Origin of the sequence: Streptomyces sp. NPDC050423 (genome assembly GCF_040655445.1) — a bacterium.
Taxonomy (GTDB): Bacteria; Actinomycetota; Actinomycetes; order Streptomycetales; family Streptomycetaceae; genus Streptomyces.
In genome coordinates this window covers 49,935-68,392 of the sequence record NZ_JBFAJY010000007.1, presented here as the reverse complement: position 1 = coordinate 68,392, position 18,458 = coordinate 49,935, and the positions used below count along the sequence as shown (strand labels likewise).

Annotated in this window: 10 protein-coding genes; 2 read left to right on the top strand and 8 right to left on the bottom strand. The window is 72.2% G+C overall.

Going from position 1 to position 18,458, the window contains the following annotated elements; translation table 11 throughout:
• Window positions 1-81: 81 nt before the first annotated feature.
• On the bottom strand, window positions 82-1,668 hold the full coding sequence (guaA, locus tag AB0I52_RS07840) for a glutamine-hydrolyzing GMP synthase (RefSeq protein ID WP_363069996.1): 1,587 nt from the start codon (window positions 1,666-1,668) through the stop codon (window positions 82-84).
• Window positions 1,669-2,042: 374 nt separating this feature from the next.
• Between guaA and AB0I52_RS07835 the strand changes: the two genes are divergently transcribed.
• The gene (locus AB0I52_RS07835) at window positions 2,043-2,375 is read left to right on the top strand and encodes a chorismate mutase (protein WP_363069994.1); all 333 of its coding nucleotides are present in this window, start codon (window positions 2,043-2,045) and stop codon (window positions 2,373-2,375) included.
• A 362-nt stretch (window positions 2,376-2,737) separates the two neighbouring features.
• Here AB0I52_RS07835 and AB0I52_RS07830 read toward each other — a convergent pair whose 3' ends face one another.
• The 6 genes from AB0I52_RS07830 to AB0I52_RS07805 all read right to left on the bottom strand — a co-directional run bounded on the left by AB0I52_RS07830 (window position 2,738) and on the right by AB0I52_RS07805 (window position 15,266).
• Entirely contained in the window at window positions 2,738-4,471 is a 1,734-nt protein-coding gene (locus AB0I52_RS07830; protein WP_363069992.1) for a peptidase, read from the bottom strand.
• Between the two features lie 292 nt (window positions 4,472-4,763).
• Window positions 4,764-6,623 carry a GMC family oxidoreductase gene (locus AB0I52_RS07825; RefSeq protein WP_363069991.1) on the bottom strand — a complete coding sequence of 620 codons (1,860 nt, stop codon included), beginning with the start codon at window positions 6,621-6,623 and terminating at the stop codon, window positions 4,764-4,766.
• A 49-nt stretch (window positions 6,624-6,672) separates the two neighbouring features.
• Entirely contained in the window at window positions 6,673-8,301 is a 1,629-nt protein-coding gene (locus AB0I52_RS07820; protein WP_363069989.1) for a succinic semialdehyde dehydrogenase, read from the bottom strand.
• A gap of 171 nt (window positions 8,302-8,472) precedes the next feature.
• Complete coding sequence (locus tag AB0I52_RS07815; RefSeq protein WP_363069987.1) at window positions 8,473-10,125, bottom strand: serine/threonine-protein kinase; 1,653 nt, start codon at window positions 10,123-10,125, stop codon at window positions 8,473-8,475.
• Between the two features lie 130 nt (window positions 10,126-10,255).
• Window positions 10,256-13,129: a protein kinase gene (locus AB0I52_RS07810; protein ID WP_363069985.1), complete on the bottom strand. Its 2,874-nt coding sequence runs from the start codon at window positions 13,127-13,129 to the stop codon at window positions 10,256-10,258.
• 181 nt (window positions 13,130-13,310) lie between these two features.
• Window positions 13,311-15,266, bottom strand: coding sequence for a serine/threonine-protein kinase (locus AB0I52_RS07805; RefSeq protein ID WP_363069983.1), 1,956 nt, complete (start codon window positions 15,264-15,266; stop codon window positions 13,311-13,313).
• Window positions 15,267-15,386: 120 nt separating this feature from the next.
• On the opposite strand from AB0I52_RS07805, the gene AB0I52_RS07800 reads away from it, so the two are divergent.
• Window positions 15,387-16,499, top strand: a complete 1,113-nt coding sequence (locus tag AB0I52_RS07800; protein WP_363069981.1) for a serine hydrolase domain-containing protein — start codon at window positions 15,387-15,389, stop codon at window positions 16,497-16,499.
• A 50-nt stretch (window positions 16,500-16,549) separates the two neighbouring features.
• Here the strand turns inward: AB0I52_RS07800 and AB0I52_RS07795 are convergent, their stop codons facing one another.
• Window positions 16,550-18,256: a glycerol-3-phosphate dehydrogenase/oxidase gene (locus AB0I52_RS07795; protein ID WP_363069979.1), complete on the bottom strand. Its 1,707-nt coding sequence runs from the start codon at window positions 18,254-18,256 to the stop codon at window positions 16,550-16,552.
• Between the last annotated feature and the right edge of the window lie 202 nt (window positions 18,257-18,458).

The following is an 18,458-nucleotide window of genomic DNA, read 5'->3' as shown; positions in this document are numbered from 1 at the left end:
ATCGATTCGGGGCGGGAACGCGGCGATGCCGCCGCCCGTGGGAACGGACGGCGGCATCAAACGCGGGAACCGGGAGGGGGATCACTCCCACTCGATGGTGCCCGGCGGCTTGCTCGTCACGTCGAGGACCACGCGGTTGACGTCGGCGACCTCGTTGGTGATGCGGGTGGAGATCTTGGCGAGCGTCTCGTACGGCAGCCGCGACCAGTCCGCCGTCATGGCGTCCTCGGAGGAGACCGGGCGCAGCACGATCGGGTGGCCGTAGGTGCGGCCGTCGCCCTGGACTCCGACGCTGCGGACGTCCGCGAGCAGGACCACCGGGCACTGCCAGATGTCGCGGTCCAGGCCGGCCGCGGTCAGCTCCTCGCGGGCGATGGCGTCGGCCTCGCGCAGCAGGTCGAGCCGCTCCTTGGTGACCTCGCCGACGATGCGGATGCCGAGTCCGGGGCCGGGGAAGGGCTGGCGCTGGACGATCTCCTCCGGCAGGCCGAGCTCCTGGCCGACCATCCGGACCTCGTCCTTGAACAGCTGGCGCAGCGGCTCGACGAGCTGGAACTCGATGTCGTCGGGGAGCCCGCCCACGTTGTGGTGGGACTTGATGTTGGCGGTGCCGGTGCCGCCGCCGGACTCGACGACGTCCGGGTAGAGCGTGCCCTGGACGAGGAAGGCGACCTCCGGGCCGTCCTCCTGGAGGATCTCCAGCTGGGCCTGCTCGAATACCCGGATGAACTCGCGGCCGATGATCTTCCGCTTCTGCTCCGGGTCGGACACGCCGGCCAGGGCGTCGAGGAAGCGCTTCTCCGCGTCGACCACCTTCAGCTTCGCGCCGGTCGCGGCCACGAAGTCCTTCTCGACCTGCTCCGTCTCACCCTTGCGCATCAGACCGTGGTCGACGTACACACAGGTCAGCTGGGAGCCGATGGCCTTCTGCACGAGGGCCGCGGCGACTGCGGAGTCGACCCCGCCGGACAGTCCGCAGATGGCGCGCTTGGTGCCGACCTGCTCGCGGATGAGCGCGATCTGCTCCTCGACGACGTTGGTGGTCGTCCAGTTCGGCTCGATGCCGGCGCCGCGGTACAGGAAGTGCTCCAGCACCTGCTGGCCGTGCGTGGAGTGCAGGACCTCCGGGTGGTACTGGACGCCGTAGAGCTTCTTCTCGTCGTTCTCGAAGGCGGCGACCGGCACGACGTCGGTGGACGCGGTGACGGTGAAGCCCTCGGGGGCGGCGGAGCAGGCGTCGCCGTGCGACATCCACACCGACTGCTCGGCCGGGGTGCCCTCGAAGAGGGTCGAGCCGGACTTGGAGACGGCGAGCGCGGTACGGCCGTACTCACGGGCACCGTTGTCGTCGACGGTGCCGCCGAGGGTGGTGGCCATCAGCTGGAAGCCGTAGCACATGCCGAAGACGGGGACCCCGGCCTCGAACAGCGCGCGGTCGAGCGAGGGCGCGCCCTCGGCGTACACGGAGGACGGTCCGCCGGACAGGATGATCGCCCGGGGGTTCTTGGCCAGCATCTCGGCCACCGGCATCGTGGACGGCACGATCTCGCTGAAGACCCGGGCCTCACGGACGCGGCGGGCGATGAGCTGGGCGTACTGCGCGCCGAAGTCGACAACGAGGACCACGTCGGTGGTGGTGTCGGGGGCGGCGGGGGGTGCTGCTGGCACGGGGCGGCCTTCCGGCGGTGGAGAGGGGTCGGTCCTCCCGATTCTACCGGCGGCCGGGGGCGCTGCTCGTCGCGCCGGGTACGGGGTGCGCGGGGCCGGCGCCCTCGCACCGTCCAGGGGCACGGGCGTACGACCGTCTCAGCATCCGGGCCGGGCGTTGGCTCCCGTCCGCCGCCCGGTCCATACTGTCTGCCATGCGTCAGCACACGACCTTCGTCTTTACCTATGGCAACCGGCCCGCCGGCTGCCATGGTCGTGCTGCTTGAGCAACTGACAAGCAACGTTCCAGGCGCCCCGGGCCGACAGGCCCGGGGCGTTCTGGCGTTCCGGGCCCGGTCGGCCCCGGGGAGCCGCACCCCACCGGGAGACCCGCCATGACCAGCACCGCAACCGACCGGACCGCCACCGCCCGCACCACCGCAGTCCGCACCGCCGCCGAGGAGACCGGCGCGCACACCGACGAGGCCGCGTCCCTGATCGGCGACGCCCGGTCGCGCATCGACGCCCTCGACGACCGGATCATCGGTCTCGTCCAGGAACGGATGGCCGTCTCCTCGGTCATCCAGGAGGCCCGGATCACCTCCGGGGGCCGCCGGGTGAACCTCTCCCGGGAGATGGAGATCCTGGGCCACTACCGGGACGCGCTCGGCAAGCCCGGCACCTCACTCGCGATGACGCTGCTGGAGCTGTGCCGCGGCCGCGTGTGACGCGCCGCGGGCCGGACAGCCCGTACCGCCGCAGGGCTGTAGGGGCGTATCCCAGTTCGGGCGGACTCTCACCCGTACGGCGCGTGACCGGGCCGGGCGCCGCTTCGTTGGTCCCGGTGTCCGTGCCAGCCAGGGGCGGCTGTGGAAGAAACCACGCGTGGCTCCGCCGGGGCGTGTGGCGTACTGCATGTACGCCGTGGGACCACGCACCGGCGTGCGTGACCGGTCGGCAGGGGACAGCAGCCCGGTCACCCGGAGGTCCGCCCCGAGGGGCTGGATCCTCGAAAGGACGGCCGGCTCCGGGGACGCCCGGGGCCGGCCGTTCTCTGCTGTCCGGCTCCGGTTCGGCGCAACCGTTCGGTTCAGCGGGCCGCGCGGCGGCGGGACACCGTGTAGAGGACACCGCCCGCGACCAGGGCGGCCAGGGCCGCGGCGCCGGTCGTCAGGGCGACGGACCCGGTGGCGGCGAGGCCGCCGCCGGAGCCACCGCCTGTGGTGCCCGTCGAGGGCGAGCCGGTCGTGCCCTCCGAGCTCCCCGACGCGCTGCCGCCGGAGTCGCCCGAGCCCCCGGCGGAACCGCCGGTGGCCGCCGATCCGCCCGATGCCGAGTCACCGTCGCCGGTGGTGGCTCCGGAGTCGCCCGAACCGGAGTCGTCGGCGTTGAGCACCAGCGACGCCGTGTTGTTGGCGGGCTCGGGGTCGAAGGGCAGCTTCGGCTCCGCGAGGTGGGTGTTGCGGACCACGACCTTGCCGGACGCCCCCTCGACCTTCTTGACGATCTTCAGCTCGAAGGGCAGGGCGAAGTCGGCGTCCTCGCGAACGGACATCGGGGTGGAACAGAAGTAGCGCGGGGCCGCGGTCTGGTCCTCGCGGTACTCCCCGTCGGCCGTCACGCCGCGGCAGGTGCCGGGCTTGGCGACGACCGTGGCGCCCTCCGGCACGGTGACGTCGACGGTGGCAACGTCCTCGCCGGAGCGGATGTACCCGATCCACGCCGGTCCCCGGTTGCGGAACCCGACCTTCACCTCGACCGAGTCGCCCGCGGCGCCCTTCGCCCGGTCACCGTAGGCCACGAAGTCGGCGCTGTTGGAGGTACGGAAGTCGACGTCCTGCTGGTTGTCGCTCGGGTCGAGGTCGGCCGTCAGGCCCTCCGGGGCCTTGCGCAGGGCCAGCGTGGCGCCGCCCTTGCCGGGGCTGTACCGCGCACCGGCCCGCTGTGCCGCACGGGCGGTCGAGCCGTCCTCCTCGATGCGGTAGAGGAACGAGTCGTAGAACGCGCGCTTCGTGGCCCTGATGGCGGGCGGCTCGGCGAGCGTGTAGGTGACGCCGGGCTCGTAGCTGCCGTCGAAGGAGCACAGGGCGGTGGTCCAGACGCCGGGACTGCCCATGCCCAGGTCGGACTCGCTGTACTCGCAGTTCTGGTACCGCTCGGTGAACTCCATGCCGCGGGTGTACCGCAGGGTGAGCAGCACGCCGTCGGCCGCGCGCGTGCCGTTGTTCGTGAAGGTGACGGGCACCGGCTGGGCGTCGCCGGGCTTGAGCTCCGTCTTGAAGGGCAGCCGCTCCATCGACAGGTCGGGGCCGCCGATGCCGACCCGGGCGGTGAACGAGGTGAACGTGGCCCCGTCCGCTTCCGCGGTGACCTCGATGGCGCCCGTGTCGCCGTCCTCGCTGCCCTTGGCCGCGGTGATGTCGAGCTCGGCGAGCGTGCTCAGGCCCGGGAAGATGCCCCAGTCGTGGCAGACGGCGCTCGTCCCGGTGGTGGTGCAGTCGGCACCGCCTTCGTTGTCGAAGGACACATCCGCGACGCCCTCGATCCCGCTGAGGTCGAAGCGGACGGTGTACTCGCCCTGGAAGGCGCCGTTCTCCTCGTCCTCGGACGGGTTGTTGACCGTGAAGTCGAGGGACGCCTTCTGCGGAGCACCGGTCGCCGGGTACGGGTGCAGCGCGGTCTCGGCCGGGCCGCCGAGCGTGAATTCGGGGGCGGCGGCCTGCGCCGGAGCGGTCAGGCCGAGAGATCCTGCGGCCATCAGACCGGCGGCGGCGAATCCACCTGCGGCGCGGCGCAGCGCCGCTCTCGGGGTCGTGCTTCTCATCGCGGGACCTTCTGGGGGGGTCGGTGGGAACTGTGCGGCCGCTGTGGCAGCGGTACGAGTTCGACCCCGGGCCCGTACGAACAGTTGCGCGGACACAGGTCACGGATTGAGCACGGAAGCAGACGTGAGCGGCGTCACATAAAGATTCTGTGAATCCCGGGACAACCATCGGGACACCTTGCAGGTCATGCATGCGGAACCACCGGTCACATCCGTAACTCGGCTTCACCGGTAGAGCATGAGGGGCTGCACTCGGAGGGGGGTGCAGCCCCTTCTGCTGTCCCGCTCCAGGTCAGGCCTTCCCGGTCTGCCCGGTCTGCCCGGTCTTCCCCGTCTTCTTCGGCGGTACCGCGGGCATCCCCAGGAACGGCAGCCTCAGCGCGCCGAACGCCTCCTCCGGAACGGCCGGTGCCTGCGGTTGGACCGCGGCCAGCCGCTCGTACGCCTCGCCCGCCGCCGGGCGGGGGTCTCGCTCGCCCTTGTTCGGCCAGAAGGACATGGCGCGTTCGGCCTGCGCGGTGATCGTCAGCGACGGGTTGACGCCGAGGTTGGCGGAGACCGCCGAACCGTCGACCACCGAGATGCCCGGGTGGCCGTACAGCCGGTGGTACGCGTCGATCACCCCGTCCTCGGCGCTCGCGCCGATCGGGCAGCCGCCGAGGAAGTGCGCGGTGAGCGGGGTGCCCATCAGCTCACCGATGTTGGAGCCCGCGAAGCCGTTTATCTCGTCGGCGAGCAGTGTCGCGCTCCGGGTCGCCTCGGCTATCTGGGTCGGGTTGGGCGCGCCGTGCCCCTGCCGGGCGGTGAGCAGGCCCTTCCCGATGCCGCCGGGCTTGCGGTACGCGGTCAGGGAGTTGTCCAGCGACTGCATGACGAGCCCGATGATGGTCCGCTCCGACCAGCGCCGGTTGGAGAGCGAGCGAACGGCGAGCGTCGGGTGCTTGGCGATGTTGCCGAGCCAGCCCAGCACCCGGTGGGTGCTGTAGGGGACCTGGAGGATGGTCATCCCGCCCATCGCGTTGGACCCCTTGCCGTAGCGGACCGGCTCGATGTGGGTGTTCTCGTCGGGGTGGATCGACGAAGTGATGGCGACGCCCCTGGTGAAGTCGGCCTTGCGGCCGTGCTTCCTGCGGTACCGCCGGTCGGAGGTCTGCGCTCCCACGAGCCCCTCGGAGTTGGTCCGGGTCAGTTCCCCGAGCCGGGACGAGATGCGGGGCAGCAGTCCCCGGTCCTTCATCGTGTGCAGCAGGGTCTGGGTGCCGTACGTGCCCGCCGCGACGACCACCTGGCGGGCGCGCAGCCGCGTCGGCCTGCCCTTCCTGCGGCGGTCGGTGGGGACGGTGGTGACGCGGTAACCGCCCTCCGGGTCGTCCGTGACGGCGACGACGGAGGTCATCGGGTGGATGACCGCCCCGGCCTTCTCCGCGAGGTGGAGGTAGTTCTCGTTGAGGGTGTTCTTCGCGCCGTGCCGGCAGCCCGTCATGCATTCGCCGCACTCCGTGCAGGCCTTGCGGGCGGGGCCCGCACCGCCGAAGTACGGGTCGGCGACCGTGCCGCCGGGCTTCGCCCTCGCCGTGCCGTCGGCGTCCTTGCCGTCGCCGAAGAACACGCCGACCGGGGCGAGGTGGAAGGTGTCACCGACCCCCATGGCCTCGGCGGTGGCCTTCAGGTGGACGTCCGAGGGGGTCGTCGTCGGGTTGAGCCGGACCCCGAGCATCCGGGTGGCCTGGTCGTAGTACGGCTTCAGCTCGTCCTGCCAGTCGGTGATGTGCGCCCACTGACGGTCCTCGAAGAAGGGCGCCGGGGGCACGTACAGCGTGTTGGCGTAGTTCAGCGAGCCGCCGCCGACCCCCGCGCCGGCCAGCACCATCACCTTGCCGAGCAGGTGCACCCGCTGGATGCCGAAGAGGCCGAGGGCGGGGGCCCAGAGGTAGTTCTTCAGGTCCCAGGAGTTCTTGGGCAGCGTGCCGGGGGTGAACCGGCGGCCCGCCTCCAGGACGCCGACGCGGTACCCCTTCTCGCTCAGCCGCAGAGCCGACACCGCACCGCCGAAGCCCGAACCGACGACCAGTACGTCGTAGTCGTACGCGGCGTCGTCATCGGCCGCACCGGGCGGTCCGGCCTGGTTCCGGGCAGGGCTGTCCTGGGACATGGCACTCCTCCGTACGAAAAGGACAGAAATGCTGCGGTGGTGCGGGGGGTCAGCGCAGGCGGAACGCCTTCATCGCCTTCAGGCTGCGGCTCATGAGGGCCGCGTACTTCTCGTCGTCCATCCCGAAGGACGGGGCGAGCGGGATCAGCCGCTGCTGGGCGACCGTCTGGGCCTCGGTGTACTTGAGGATGCCCTCGGAGCCGTGCCGGCGGCCGAGTCCGGACTGCTTCATGCCGCCCATCGGGGACTGCACGCTGCCGTACGCGGGGGCGTAGCCCTCGTTGATGTTGACCGTGCCGGTCCGCAGCCGGGCGGCGACCTGGTGGCCGCGCCTGCCGTCCTTGGTCCAGACACTGGAGTTGAGGCCGTACGGGGTGCCGTTGGCGAGGCCGATGACCTCGTCCTCGTCACTGAAGCGGTAGAGGGACACGACCGGTCCGAAGGTCTCCTCGGTGCAGACGGCCATCGGCGCCTCGACGCCGTCGAGGATGGTCGGCTCGTAGAAGAGCGGGCCGATGTCGGGGCGGGCGACCCCGCCCGCGACGAGCCTGGCGCCCTTCTCGACGGCCTCCGCGACATGCCGGCTGACCGTCTCCAGCTGGCGTTCACCGACCAGTGAGCCCATGTCGGCCCCGTAGGCGAGGGAGTTGCCGAGCCGCATGGCCTTGGTACGGGCGGCGAACCGCGCCACGAAGTCGTCGGCGACCGACTCGTGGACGTACAGCCGCTCGATGGAGATGCAGAGCTGGCCGGCGGAGGAGAAGCAGGCCCGGACGGCGCCCGCGGCGGCCTTCTCCACGTCGGCGTCCTTCAGGACCAGCATGGCGTTCTTGCCACCGAGCTCCAGCGAGACCCCGACGAGCCGGGCCGCGGCCCCCTGGGCGACCTCGCGGCCGGTGCGGGTGGAGCCGGTGAACGAGACGTAGTCGGCGTGCTTGACGACCTCGGGGCCGACCACGGGTCCGTCACCGAGCACGACCTGGAACACCTCGGCGGGCAGCCCGGCCTCGATCAGCAGGTCACGGGCCCACAGCGCGGTCAGCGCGGTCTCCGTGTCGGGCTTCATCACCACGGCGTTGCCGGAGACGAACGCGGGCAGCGCGTCGCCCACTGACAGTTCGAGGGGGTAGTTCCACGGCGCGATCTGGCCGATGACACCGCGCGGCTGGCGCAGCTCGGTGACCTTGGTGAGGGTCGGTACGACTCCGGTGTGCCGCTTGGGCCGCAGATACGAACCGGCCTTGCGGCCGTAGTGCCGGGCGGCGACGGCGACGGCCTGCACCTCCTCGTGGGCGTGCAGCCGGGCCTTGCCGGTCTCCAGCTGGATGAGGTCGAGGACCTCGGACTGGCGGCTGAGCACGAGGTCGTGGAAGCGCAGCAGCACGGCGGCCCTGGCCCGCACGGCCGTCGCGGCCCAGGCCGGCTGGGCGGCACGGGCCCGCTCGAAGGCCGTCGCCACGTCCTCGGGGGTGGACTCGGGCAGGTCGGCCAGCTTCTCCCCGGTGAAGGGGGTGTGGTTGGCGGTACGGCCGGAGCCGACGACGCCACGGGTCAGCTGGGCGATCACCTCGGGGGTCACGACATCGGCGGCCGTGCGCACGCCCGCGGGCGCTGCCGCCACCGGGTTGGTGCCGACACCGGCGGCGGAGGTGGGCGTGGAGGCCTGCGAGTCCGTCATGAGGCCGAGAGTACGTCCAGCGGGATACTTTGGATACCCGTGGGTAACAGCTTTTCATACTCCCCACAACGGCCCGTCGCGGTACCCGCCGATCGAGCCAGTGGCTACTGGCTACATAAGCGCTGATCAGGGGCTCACCCGTGACAGACGGGACGTGGGCGCACCACCGCGTCAGTCGGAGTCCCCCGGGGCGCGCCAGCCGCGCAGCATGGTGTCGAACTGCTCGCGGGTGGTGTCCCAGTCCGCCGCCGGACCCGTCATGTACAGCGCGTACTCCGGTCCGCCGTCGTCCCCGTAGTACATCTGGTCCACGGCGTGCCTCTGCTCGCCGTTCTTCTCGGTCCAGGTGAACTCCCAGAGCGATCCCGGGTGGTCACGGTAGAAGTTGCTGCGCAGGTCCAGGTTCCGGTAGGCCGGGAGCCGCTTCCGCAGGCTCGTCTCCAGGTTCTTCATGTGCTGGTACGAGCTCTCGAAGTCCGGATTCTCGTCGACGCTGATGCGGAGGTAGCGCCTGCCCCCGTCCGGGGTGTAGTCGATGTTCGCGCCGGTCTTCCGGCGCTGCCAGCCGTCGGGCACGAGGAGGCTGAACCCCTCCGGGTCGTGGACCCGCTGCCAGCCGTCGGGGACACCCTTCAGCGTCGGGTCGGGCTTCGGGGAGGAGTCCGGCGAGGACTTGTGGGGCGCCGGGTCCGGCGACCGGTCGCCTGGGGTCCCGGTGCCGCCGCTCGCGGTGCTGTCGTCCGGGTGGCCCCGGTACTTCATCACGGCGATCCCCGCGCCACCGCCGAGCAGCGCCGCCAGGGCGACGACCAGCATCGCCGTGCGCCACCGGCCGCGGCTGCGCCGGGTCACCGGTGCGGACCCGGGAGCCGGGGCGGCGGGGTAGGGCAGCCGGGCCGTACCGCCGGACATCCCGCCGGGGCCCATCGCGCGGAGGACCTCCTCCGGCATCTGCTGCGTCGGGACGTACGCCTGGGCCGCCCGGGGCTCGCGCCCCTCCATGGCCTCCAGCAGCATCCGTTCCGTCTCCTCGGCCGACGGCCGGTCCGCGGGGTCCTTGCGGAGCAGCGCGGTGATGACGGGGGCGAGCGCCCCGGACCGTACGGGCGCCGGCGGTTCCTCGGCGACGACGGCCTGCATGGTGGATATCGGGGAGGTGCGGCGGAAAGGCGACCGGCCCTCGACCGCGGTGTACAGCGTGGCGCCCAGCGACCACAGGTCGGACGCGGGTCCCGGGTCGCCCCCGCGCACCCGCTCGGGCGCCAGGTAGTCGATGGAGCCGACCAGTTCACCGGTCCTGGTGATCGTCGAGTCGCCCTCTATCGCGGCGATCCCGAAGTCGGTGAGCAGCACCCGGCCGTCCCGGGCGAGCAGCACGTTGCCCGGTTTCACGTCGCGGTGCAGCACCCCGGCGCCGTGCGCGGCGCGCAGCGCGCCCAGCACGTGGAGGCCGATCCTGGCGGCCTCGCGCGGCTCCAGCTCGCCGGATTCCTTGGCGGCGTCGGCGAGTGACGGTCCGTCGACGAACTGCATGACGATCCACGGCCGGTTGTCGTACTCGATGACGTCGTGGACGGTGACCACGCCAGGGTGAGTGATGCGGGCTGCCGCGCGGGCCTCCTTCTGGGTGCGGGCGTGCAGCACCAGCCGGTCCGCCTCCGCGACGTACAGCCCGGCGGTCAGTTCCTTGACGGCGACGGTGCGGTGCAGCACCTCGTCGTGCGCCCGCCAGACCTTGCCCATGCCGCCGCGCCCGAGGACTTCGCCGAGCCGGTATCGCCCGGCCAGCACCAGTCCCGCGTCCGTGTTCTGTGATCGATCCACGTGTACCCGCCCCGTTCCTTCGGATGACAGGTTACGGAGGGGAGGTGCGGCCACGGAACCTCGCACCGCCCACGAGATCGCACTGTGATGCTTGTCGCGCCGGCCCGTCGCTCTGGGGTCCCCGCACGTATCAGGGCGTCACGCGGTAGGAAGCGATGGCTTGTTGGTAGATGTCCGACACCTTGTCGCGCTGGTCCTCCGGACCGATGACCTGAAGGATGTGGTAGCGGCCCGAGACGACCATCACGAGGTTGCGTACGTACACCTCACGTCCGGAACTGTCCTGCCAGGTGAACTGGCCCTCCGCCATGGCCTGTCGCCCGACGTCGATCCGGCGCAGTCCGCTCGCGGACGACCAGCTGGAGTCCCGGAACGGCTTCAACTCGGGTTCCTTGTCCCGCTGGTAGGCGAGCGGGTCGGCGCCGTTCGTCTTGACGGTGTCGCGGCCGGGGACGACCAGCAGGGTGAAGCCGTCGCTGCCGTAGCGGATCTGGCGGTCCGTGTCGGCGGGGCTGCGCTGCCACCCCTTGGGCACCCCGACCTCGAAGCCCTCGTCGTCCTTGCGCAGGACGTAGCCGGACGCGAGTGCGACGGCGGAGCGGCTGGTCTGCGGCTTCTGCGCACCGCCCGACCCGGTCGGCGCGGGCTCACTGGGGCCGGGACCGGGCGTTCCGGTCGCCGTACGGGACGGGCCGGCGCCCGCACCGGACTGCGCACCGGACTGGGGCATGAACTTCACGGCGTACACGATCGCCGCGACCAGCACCAGCAGTATCAGGACGAGCAGCAGCCGGCCGAGCCGTCGCGGCGCGCGCTGCCCGTCCTGCGGCGGGCGGGGCGGGGTGCGCAGCGCCTTGGGGCCCTTGGGCTCACGCGGCGGCTTGACGGCTCTGGGCTCGCGCGGCTCCGCGAGTACCGGCTCCGCCTCCGGCCGCCCCTTGCCCTGGCGGTGGCGGCCGTGCGCCGGGCCGTTGCGGCGGCCGCGGCGCTTGCGGACGAGCTCGCCCCGGCGGCGCACGACGGGCAGCCGGGTGTCGTCCGCGGACGGCAGCGGCACGACGTCGAAACCGGCCTCGGGCTCGGGCGCCGCCCGTACGAGGGAGCGCAGCCAGCCGCGCAGCTCCTCGAAGTCCGGGCGCTCGGTGGGGTCCTGCCGCAGCAGCGACTCGACGACGGGCCGCAGCGCGCCGCACTCCTCAGCGAAGGCGGGCGGCTCACCGCAGACCATCTGGACGAGCTCGGCGGCGTTCTCCTCGGGATACGGGGCATGGCCCTGGACGGCGCGGTAGAGCAGCGCGCCCAGCGCCCAGAGGTCGGTGGAGGGGCCGATGGGCGGTGCCAGCCGCCAGTTCTCGTGGACCGGCCCGGCCTGCTCGGGCGCCCAGCGCTCGGTGACGGCGCCGACGACGGCGATCCGGGCCTGCCGTGCGCGCTCGGCGGCGAGGGTGGTGGCGGGGCCCCGGTAGGCCGAGGTGTCGCGGTTCCCGGCGACGATCTCGTCCCAGCGGCCGGGGGCGGTCTCCGGGGGCTCCGCGAGCGGCTGCGGGCGGGCTGCGGGCGGGGTGGCGCCCCGGCGCCGGGAGTCGGCCCGCAGAGCGTCCTCGCTGGAGCCGCCGGCGGGGACCGGGCGCCCGGAGCCGGGGCCGTCGTCCCAGGAACCCGTCAGATGCAGCCGCCGGGGCGGAGCCTGACCGCCGCCGTCACCGCTGTCACTCCCGCCGTCCTCGTCGTCGTACGGGTCGTCCTCGTCGTCGTGGTCGTAGGGCTCCTGGGCGTCGGGCGTACGGCTCCAGCCCGCCGGCGGCAGCAGGCCGGCCGGACCGGCACCTTCGCGCTGGACCGGCAGGGTGCCGGTGTCCCGCGCCTCGTCCGCACCGGCCCGGCGCTCCTCCTCGCTGATGCGCGCGGCGGCTCGGGCACCCGCGCGGTACGCGGCGATGGCGCCCGCGCGCGCGGCACGCGCCTGGGCGGCGCCGCCGGACCCGGGAGCGGGCACGGGCGGCGACGGGCGGCGTACGGATTCCAGCTCAGCGGCGCCGTACGGGCTCTCGGAACCGCCCCCGGACGGCGCGGACTCGATCGCCGCGGGACCGCGGGAACCAGGCATCCCGGCGGACGGCGGCTGCGCGGGCGGCGACTGCGCGGGCGGCCGGAAGAGCGCGTGCGGGTCGGGCGGCTCGTACGGGTCGGGCGCGCCCGGCCCGGTCTCGTAGTCGTCGTCATATTCGGCTTCGGAGTCTGAGTCGGCCATCGGCAGCGCGTACGCGTCATCGGCCCCGGACTCGTAGCCGGCCATCGGCAGCGCGTAGGGATCGCCGGACCCCGTCTCGGCCATCGGCGGCACGTACGGGCCGGTGGGGCCCGACTCCACCGCGGGGCGGCCGTACTCCCCGTCGTCCTCGGCGTCGTCGGGGCGCGGCACCGGCACGTACCCGCAGAGGGCCTCCTCCGCCGCACCGGCCGCCAGGCCGGTCAGCACGACGCGTCCGTCGTCGCAGATGAGCACGGTGCGCACGGTGATGTTGCGATGGGTCCAGCCGTGGGCGTGCAGGACGCGCAGCGCCGTCAGGACGTCGGAGCCGATCTCCGCGGCCCGGTACGGATTGAGCGGGCGCTCCGCGAGCAGGGCCGCCAGCGGGCGGGCCGCGACCAGTTCACTCACTATCCAGAGCGATCCCGCCTCGGCGAACACGTCGAAGACCTGGTCGAGCCGTGGATGGTCGGGCACCTGGGCCGCCGCCTGGGCGGCCTCGATGGCGCGCCGGACCGCCGGGTCGGTGGACCGCCGCACCGTGCGCGCGCTCGTGCGCCGGGCCTGCGTGGGCAGACCGTCGGCGTCGAGCACCTCCGCGTCCACGACCTCGGGCAACGGCACCTGCCGGACCAGGACTTCCTGTCCGCTGTAGGTGTCGAACGCCCGGGTCTCGACCAGTTCGTAGGCATCGGACGGGGGCAGCGGAAGGCGATAGCGGTCGGCAAGTACCCGACCCGCGTAGTCGTCCACGACGCCTCCCCAGAGCGCGCTGTCCCCCGGTCACGTAGACCGCACGAAACCCACCAATTGCGGTCACTTACCGTGCAATTGACTTGCGGTTCCGGCTGCGTACGGTCTTCGAGCTCTCACAATACGTGGCAACCGGCGGCCGCGCGGAAGGTCGCCGCAACCCGGTCCGCCGGCCGCACCCTCAGTCGAGCGGTTTGAACGTGTCGAACGCCGTCTCGCGCAGCGTCTTGCACGCCTTGCCGTCCCACTCGTCGACCTTGCAGCTGATCATGATCGAGTAGCCGCGCTTGGCGTCGACCTTGAAGCCGCGGTTCAGGACGCGGCTGCGCCGGCCGTGCTCGTCGCGCTCGAACTGCCAGTCGGCGACGGTCGGGTACCCGTTGTACTCGACCGGATCAATACCGAGGTGTTTGTACCCGCTGCTGCTGCCGGCAACCGCGCCCTTCAGCGCGTTCCAGGCGGAGGCCGCGTCATCGCCGGGCGAGCTGTTGTAGTCGATCTGGACGCGCGGGAAGCCCTTGTCGATGTTGTAGATGCCGCCGGAATTGCTGCCCGCGATCGAATTGCGCTCGAAGCCCTCGGGCATCGCCATGGTGAAGTGGAACCGCTTGTCGGTGACCCACTTGTACCCGGCGGGCAGCGCACCCTTGCCGTCCGCGTCGTCGTCCGCGTCGTCCGACCCCTTGCCGGAGTCGTCCTTGCCGGAGTCCTTGCCCTTGTCCTGGTCCTTACCGTCGGTGCCGTCCTGGCCCTTGCCCTGGTCCTTGCCGCTGCCGCCCTGTTCCGTACCGGCGGAGCCGCCGCCCGCCGACGAGCCGGCCGAGGCGGAGGTGTCGCCCTTGCCCTTGCCCGCGTTGTCGGCGCCTTTGCCGTCCCCGCCCAGCGTGAGCGCGAGGACCGTGCCGAGCACGGCGAGCACGATGACGGCCGCGATGATCGCCAGGGTGCGGCGCGGCACCACGTCCGTGAGGGACGCCCGGGGCGGGGTGCTCGGAGAGGTGGCCGGACGCGGCGGCGGTACGGCCGCGGAGGCGGAGGCCGCGGCCGTTGTGGGGGTCGTGGCGGGGCGGGCCGGTGCGGACGGGGCCGCGGCGACGGCGCCCGCGGCGGCGACGGGCGCCGCCTTCGCGTTCCGTGCGGAGCGCAGTGCGCCCCGCAGCCGGTCGCGGGCACCCTCGCCCGCTTCACCGGACTTCGACGCCGGCCTGGCGGGGGCCGGCACCTTGGGCAGCGCCATCACCTGGGTGGCGTCGGCCGGCGGCGGCACCGGGACGTCCTCCTGCTCGGGGGCGTCGATCACGTCGTTGAGCAGGGCGCGCGCACCGGCGTCGTCGAGCCGCTGCTCGGGGTCCCGGGCGAGCAGGCCGTAGATGACCTCTTCCAGCGGGCCCGCGTTCTTCGGCGGGTCGAGCGGTTCGGTCATCACCGCGGTCAGGGTGGCGATCGCGGAGCCCTTGTCGTACGGCGGGCAGCCCTCGACGCTCGCGTACAGCAGTCCGCCGAGCGACCACAGGTCGGCCGGCGGGCCCGGCTTGTGTCCACGGGCCCGCTCCGGCGAGATGTACGAGGGGGCGCCGACGAGCATGCCCGTGGAGGTGACGGAGGGGTCGCCCTCGACCTGGGCGATCCCGAAGTCGGTCAGCACGACCCGGCCGTCCTCGGCGATCAGCACGTTGGACGGCTTCACGTCACGGTGCAGAATGCCCTCGCGGTGCGCCGAGCGCAGCACGTCGAGAATGGCCAGACCCACCTCGGCCGCGCGTCTCGGCGTCAGGACACCGTCCTCGCGCACCGCCTCGGCCAGCGACTTGCCCTCGATGAGTTCCATGACGATCCACGGCCGGTCGTCCTCGTCGACCACGTCGTAGACCGTGACCGCGCCGTTGTTGCGGATCCGGGCGATCGCCTTCGCCTCGCGCAGCGTACGCGTGATGAGACGGCGCTTCTCGTCGTCGTCGATGGCTGTCGGGAACCGCAGTTCCTTGACCGCGACCGTGCGGCCCAGCGTCTCGTCGACGGCGCGGTGGACCGTGCCCATACCGCCCCGGCCGAGCACCTCCCCGAGCCGGTACCGCCCCGCGAGGAGACGTCCGTCCTTGTCCCGTTGGGGCTCCCGTGCCTGCTCCGCCTCCGACATGCGTCCCCTCTGCGATCAACCCGCCCTGGCAGAGCGTTCATTGTCCCCTACCCCGGGACCGGTCCTGGTGCCGGGGCCCGGGTCCGCCATGATGTGGCCGGAGGAAAGGACTCCCCCGCCATGCCGACCCCGAGGGCACCACTCGTCACCCTGTTGGTGACAGCGCTGCTCGGCCTCGGAACAGCGAACCTGCCCAGCGAACCACACCTCACGCCCGCAGCCTCCTACCTGCCACGCCTCGCCGTCCAGGGCGAAGCCCCCACCGCCGCACTCCTGACCCGTACTTCCTCCGCCGCCCGCCCCGGCGTCTACCGGTCAACGGGTCCCGGCATCCGGTACGCGGACCGCTTCCGGGCGGGCAGCATCACCAAGACGTTCGTCGCCACCGTCGTCCTCCAACTCGCCCACGAGGGCGGACTGCGACTGTCGGACCCGGTCGAGCGCTTCCTGCCCGGACTGATCCGCGGCCACGGGAACGACGGCCGGCGCATCACCCTGCGCGCCCTGCTCAGCCACACCAGCGGGCTCTACGACTACACCGACGACAGGTCGGCGCACCCGCTCTCCGCCACCGCCGCGATCCGTACGGCGACGAGCCACCGCCCCATGTCCCGCCCCGGCAGATTCGCCTACTCCAACACCGATTACACCGCACTGGGACTCATCGTTCAGCGCGTCACCGGACACACATACGCCACCGAGATCCGGCGCCGCATCATCGTTCCCCTCCGTCTCACCGGTACCTCCCTGCCCGGGGCCCGCACCACCCTTCCCGCACCGCACGGCCGGGGCTGGTCCCGCGATCCGGCGGGCGGCGGCCTGAGCGATGCCACCGAGCTCGACCCGCGCACCGCGGGCGCAGCCGGTGAGCTGATCTCCACGCTCGACGATCTGAACCGTTTCTACGCGGCCCTGCTGGGCGGACGGCTGCTCCCACCCGCCCAGCTCGCCGCGCTGCTGAACACCGCTGCGGCGCAAGGGAACTACGGCCTGGGGATCTACCCGGAGCGGCTCTCCTGCGGGGTCACCGTCTGGGGCCACAACGGCCGCATCGCGGGCAGCTACGTCCGTACCGCCGCGAGCCGCGCCGGCGGCCACATTCTGACGTACCGAGTCGACACGGACATCCTGGACCACGCGGACACCCTCGAACCCGCGCTCCTGGCAGCGGAGTTCTGCCCGGTGCGGGGCCCGCACGGCACGGGCCCCGCACCGGAGCCACCCCACTCCTAGGGCCTGTATTGGGTTGTCCCGCGGCGTCACGGGACAACCCAATACAGGCCCTAATCGGGCACGATGTCCGGCACCCCGAGCCGTGCCGCGTCCGCCGTCAGGTCGTCGGGCTGGCGCTGCGACTCGCGCTCCGCCTCCACGCGCTTCTCGTAGTGCGCGACCTCCCGCCCGACCTGGCTCTTGTCCCAGCCGAGCACCGGAGCCATCAGTTCCGCGCAGAGCTGCGCGGAGCGCGTGCCCCGGTCGAAGGTCTCGATGGAGATCCGGGTCCGCCGGGTCAGCACGTCGTCGAGGTGGCGGGCCCCCTCGTGCGAGGCGGCGTAGACGATCTCGGCCTTCAGGTAGTCGTCGGCGGACGGCAGCGGTTCGCCCATCACCGGATCGGCGACGATCAGCTCCAGGATCTCCTCGGTCATGGCGCCGTACCGGTTCAGCAGGTGCTCCACCCGGGCGACGTGCAGTCCGGTCCGGGCGGCGATCCGGGCCCGCGCGTTCCACAGGGCTCGGTAGCCCTCGGCGCCCAGCAGCGGAATGTCCTCGGTGACACATTCGGCCACCCGCTGGTCGAGGCCGTGCACCGCCTCGTCGACGGCGTCCTTGGCCATCACCCGGTACGTGGTGTACTTCCCGCCCGCGACGACGACGAGGCCCGGCAGCGGATGCGCCACGGTGTGCTCGCGCGAGAGCTTGCTGGTCGCGTCCGACTCGCCGGCCAGCAGCGGCCGCAGCCCCGCATAGACCCCCTGGACGTCGTCCCTGGTCAGCGGGGTGGACAGCACCGAATTGACGTGTTCCAGCAGATAGTCGATATCCGCGCTGGACGCCGCCGGATGCGCCTTGTCCAGGTCCCAGTCGGTGTCCGTCGTGCCGACGATCCAGTGCCGCCCCCACGGGATGACGAAGAGCACGGACTTCTCGGTGCGCAGGATCAGGCCGGTGGAGGAGTGGATGCGGTCCTTCGGGACGACCAGGTGGATGCCCTTGGACGCCCGGACGTGGAACTGACCGCGCTCGCCGATCAGCGCCTGGGTGTCATCCGTCCAGACGCCGGTGGCGTTGACCACCTGTTTGGCCCTGACCTCGTACTCACCACCCGCCTCGACGTCCTCCACCCGGACGCCGACGACCCGCTCGCCCTCCCGGAGGAATCCGGTCACCCGGGCCCGGTTCGCCACGTGTGCGCCGTAGCCGGCGGCGGTGCGCACCAGCGTCGCCACATAGCGGGCGTCGTCCATCTGGGCGTCGTAGTACTGCAGGGCTCCCACCAGGGCGTCCCGCTTCAGCGCGGGCGCGACCCGCAGGGCCTGGCGGCGGGAGAGGTGCCGGTGCACGGGCAGCCCGCGGCCGTGCCCGGACGACACCGACATCGCGTCGTACAGCGCGACGCCCGAGCCCGCGTACAGCCGCTCCCAGCCCTTGTGCTGCAAGGGATAGAGGAACGGCACCGGCTTCACCAGATGCGGGGCCAGCCGCTCCAGCAGCAGCCCGCGCTCCTTCAGCGCCTCCCTGACGAGCGCGAAGTCGAGCATCTCCAGATAGCGCAGCCCGCCGTGGATCAGCTTGCTCGACCGGCTCGACGTGCCGGACGCCCAGTCGCGCGCCTCGACCAGCCCGGTCGAGAGCCCTCTCGTGACCGCGTCGAGTGCCGTCCCGGCGCCGACCACGCCCGCCCCCACGACCAGCACGTCCAGTTCTCGCTCGGCCATCGCTGCGAGCGCCTCGCCGCGCTCCGCGGGTCCCAGTGTCGCTGTCCTCACTGCTGCCTCCCGGTAGATCGGGGTGGTCCGGGCACGGGGGTGCGGTCCGACCGTGGGGTCGGGCGCCCGTGCCCACCCCTCGATTCTGTCCGGGCTCCGCGACTTCAGCCACCGCCTGTGGACAACACCCGGACAACCAGGGCAGCACAATGCGACATATAGGTCATATTTACGCCTAGTCTGACATTGCACTGTCCCCAGC

What these genes read in the sequence shown, in the direction of transcription:
- AB0I52_RS07835 (WP_363069994.1), top strand. Translation starts at nt 2,043, where the DNA reads ATGACCAGCACCGCAACCGACCGGACCGCCACCGCCCGCACCACCGCA.
- AB0I52_RS07830 (WP_363069992.1), bottom strand. Translation starts at nt 4,471, where the DNA reads ATGAGAAGCACGACCCCGAGAGCGGCGCTGCGCCGCGCCGCAGGTGGA.
- AB0I52_RS07825 (WP_363069991.1), bottom strand. Translation starts at nt 6,623, where the DNA reads ATGTCCCAGGACAGCCCTGCCCGGAACCAGGCCGGACCGCCCGGTGCG.
- AB0I52_RS07820 (WP_363069989.1), bottom strand. Translation starts at nt 8,301, where the DNA reads ATGACGGACTCGCAGGCCTCCACGCCCACCTCCGCCGCCGGTGTCGGC.
- AB0I52_RS07805 (WP_363069983.1), bottom strand. Translation starts at nt 15,266, where the DNA reads ATGTCGGAGGCGGAGCAGGCACGGGAGCCCCAACGGGACAAGGACGGA.
- AB0I52_RS07800 (WP_363069981.1), top strand. Translation starts at nt 15,387, where the DNA reads ATGCCGACCCCGAGGGCACCACTCGTCACCCTGTTGGTGACAGCGCTG.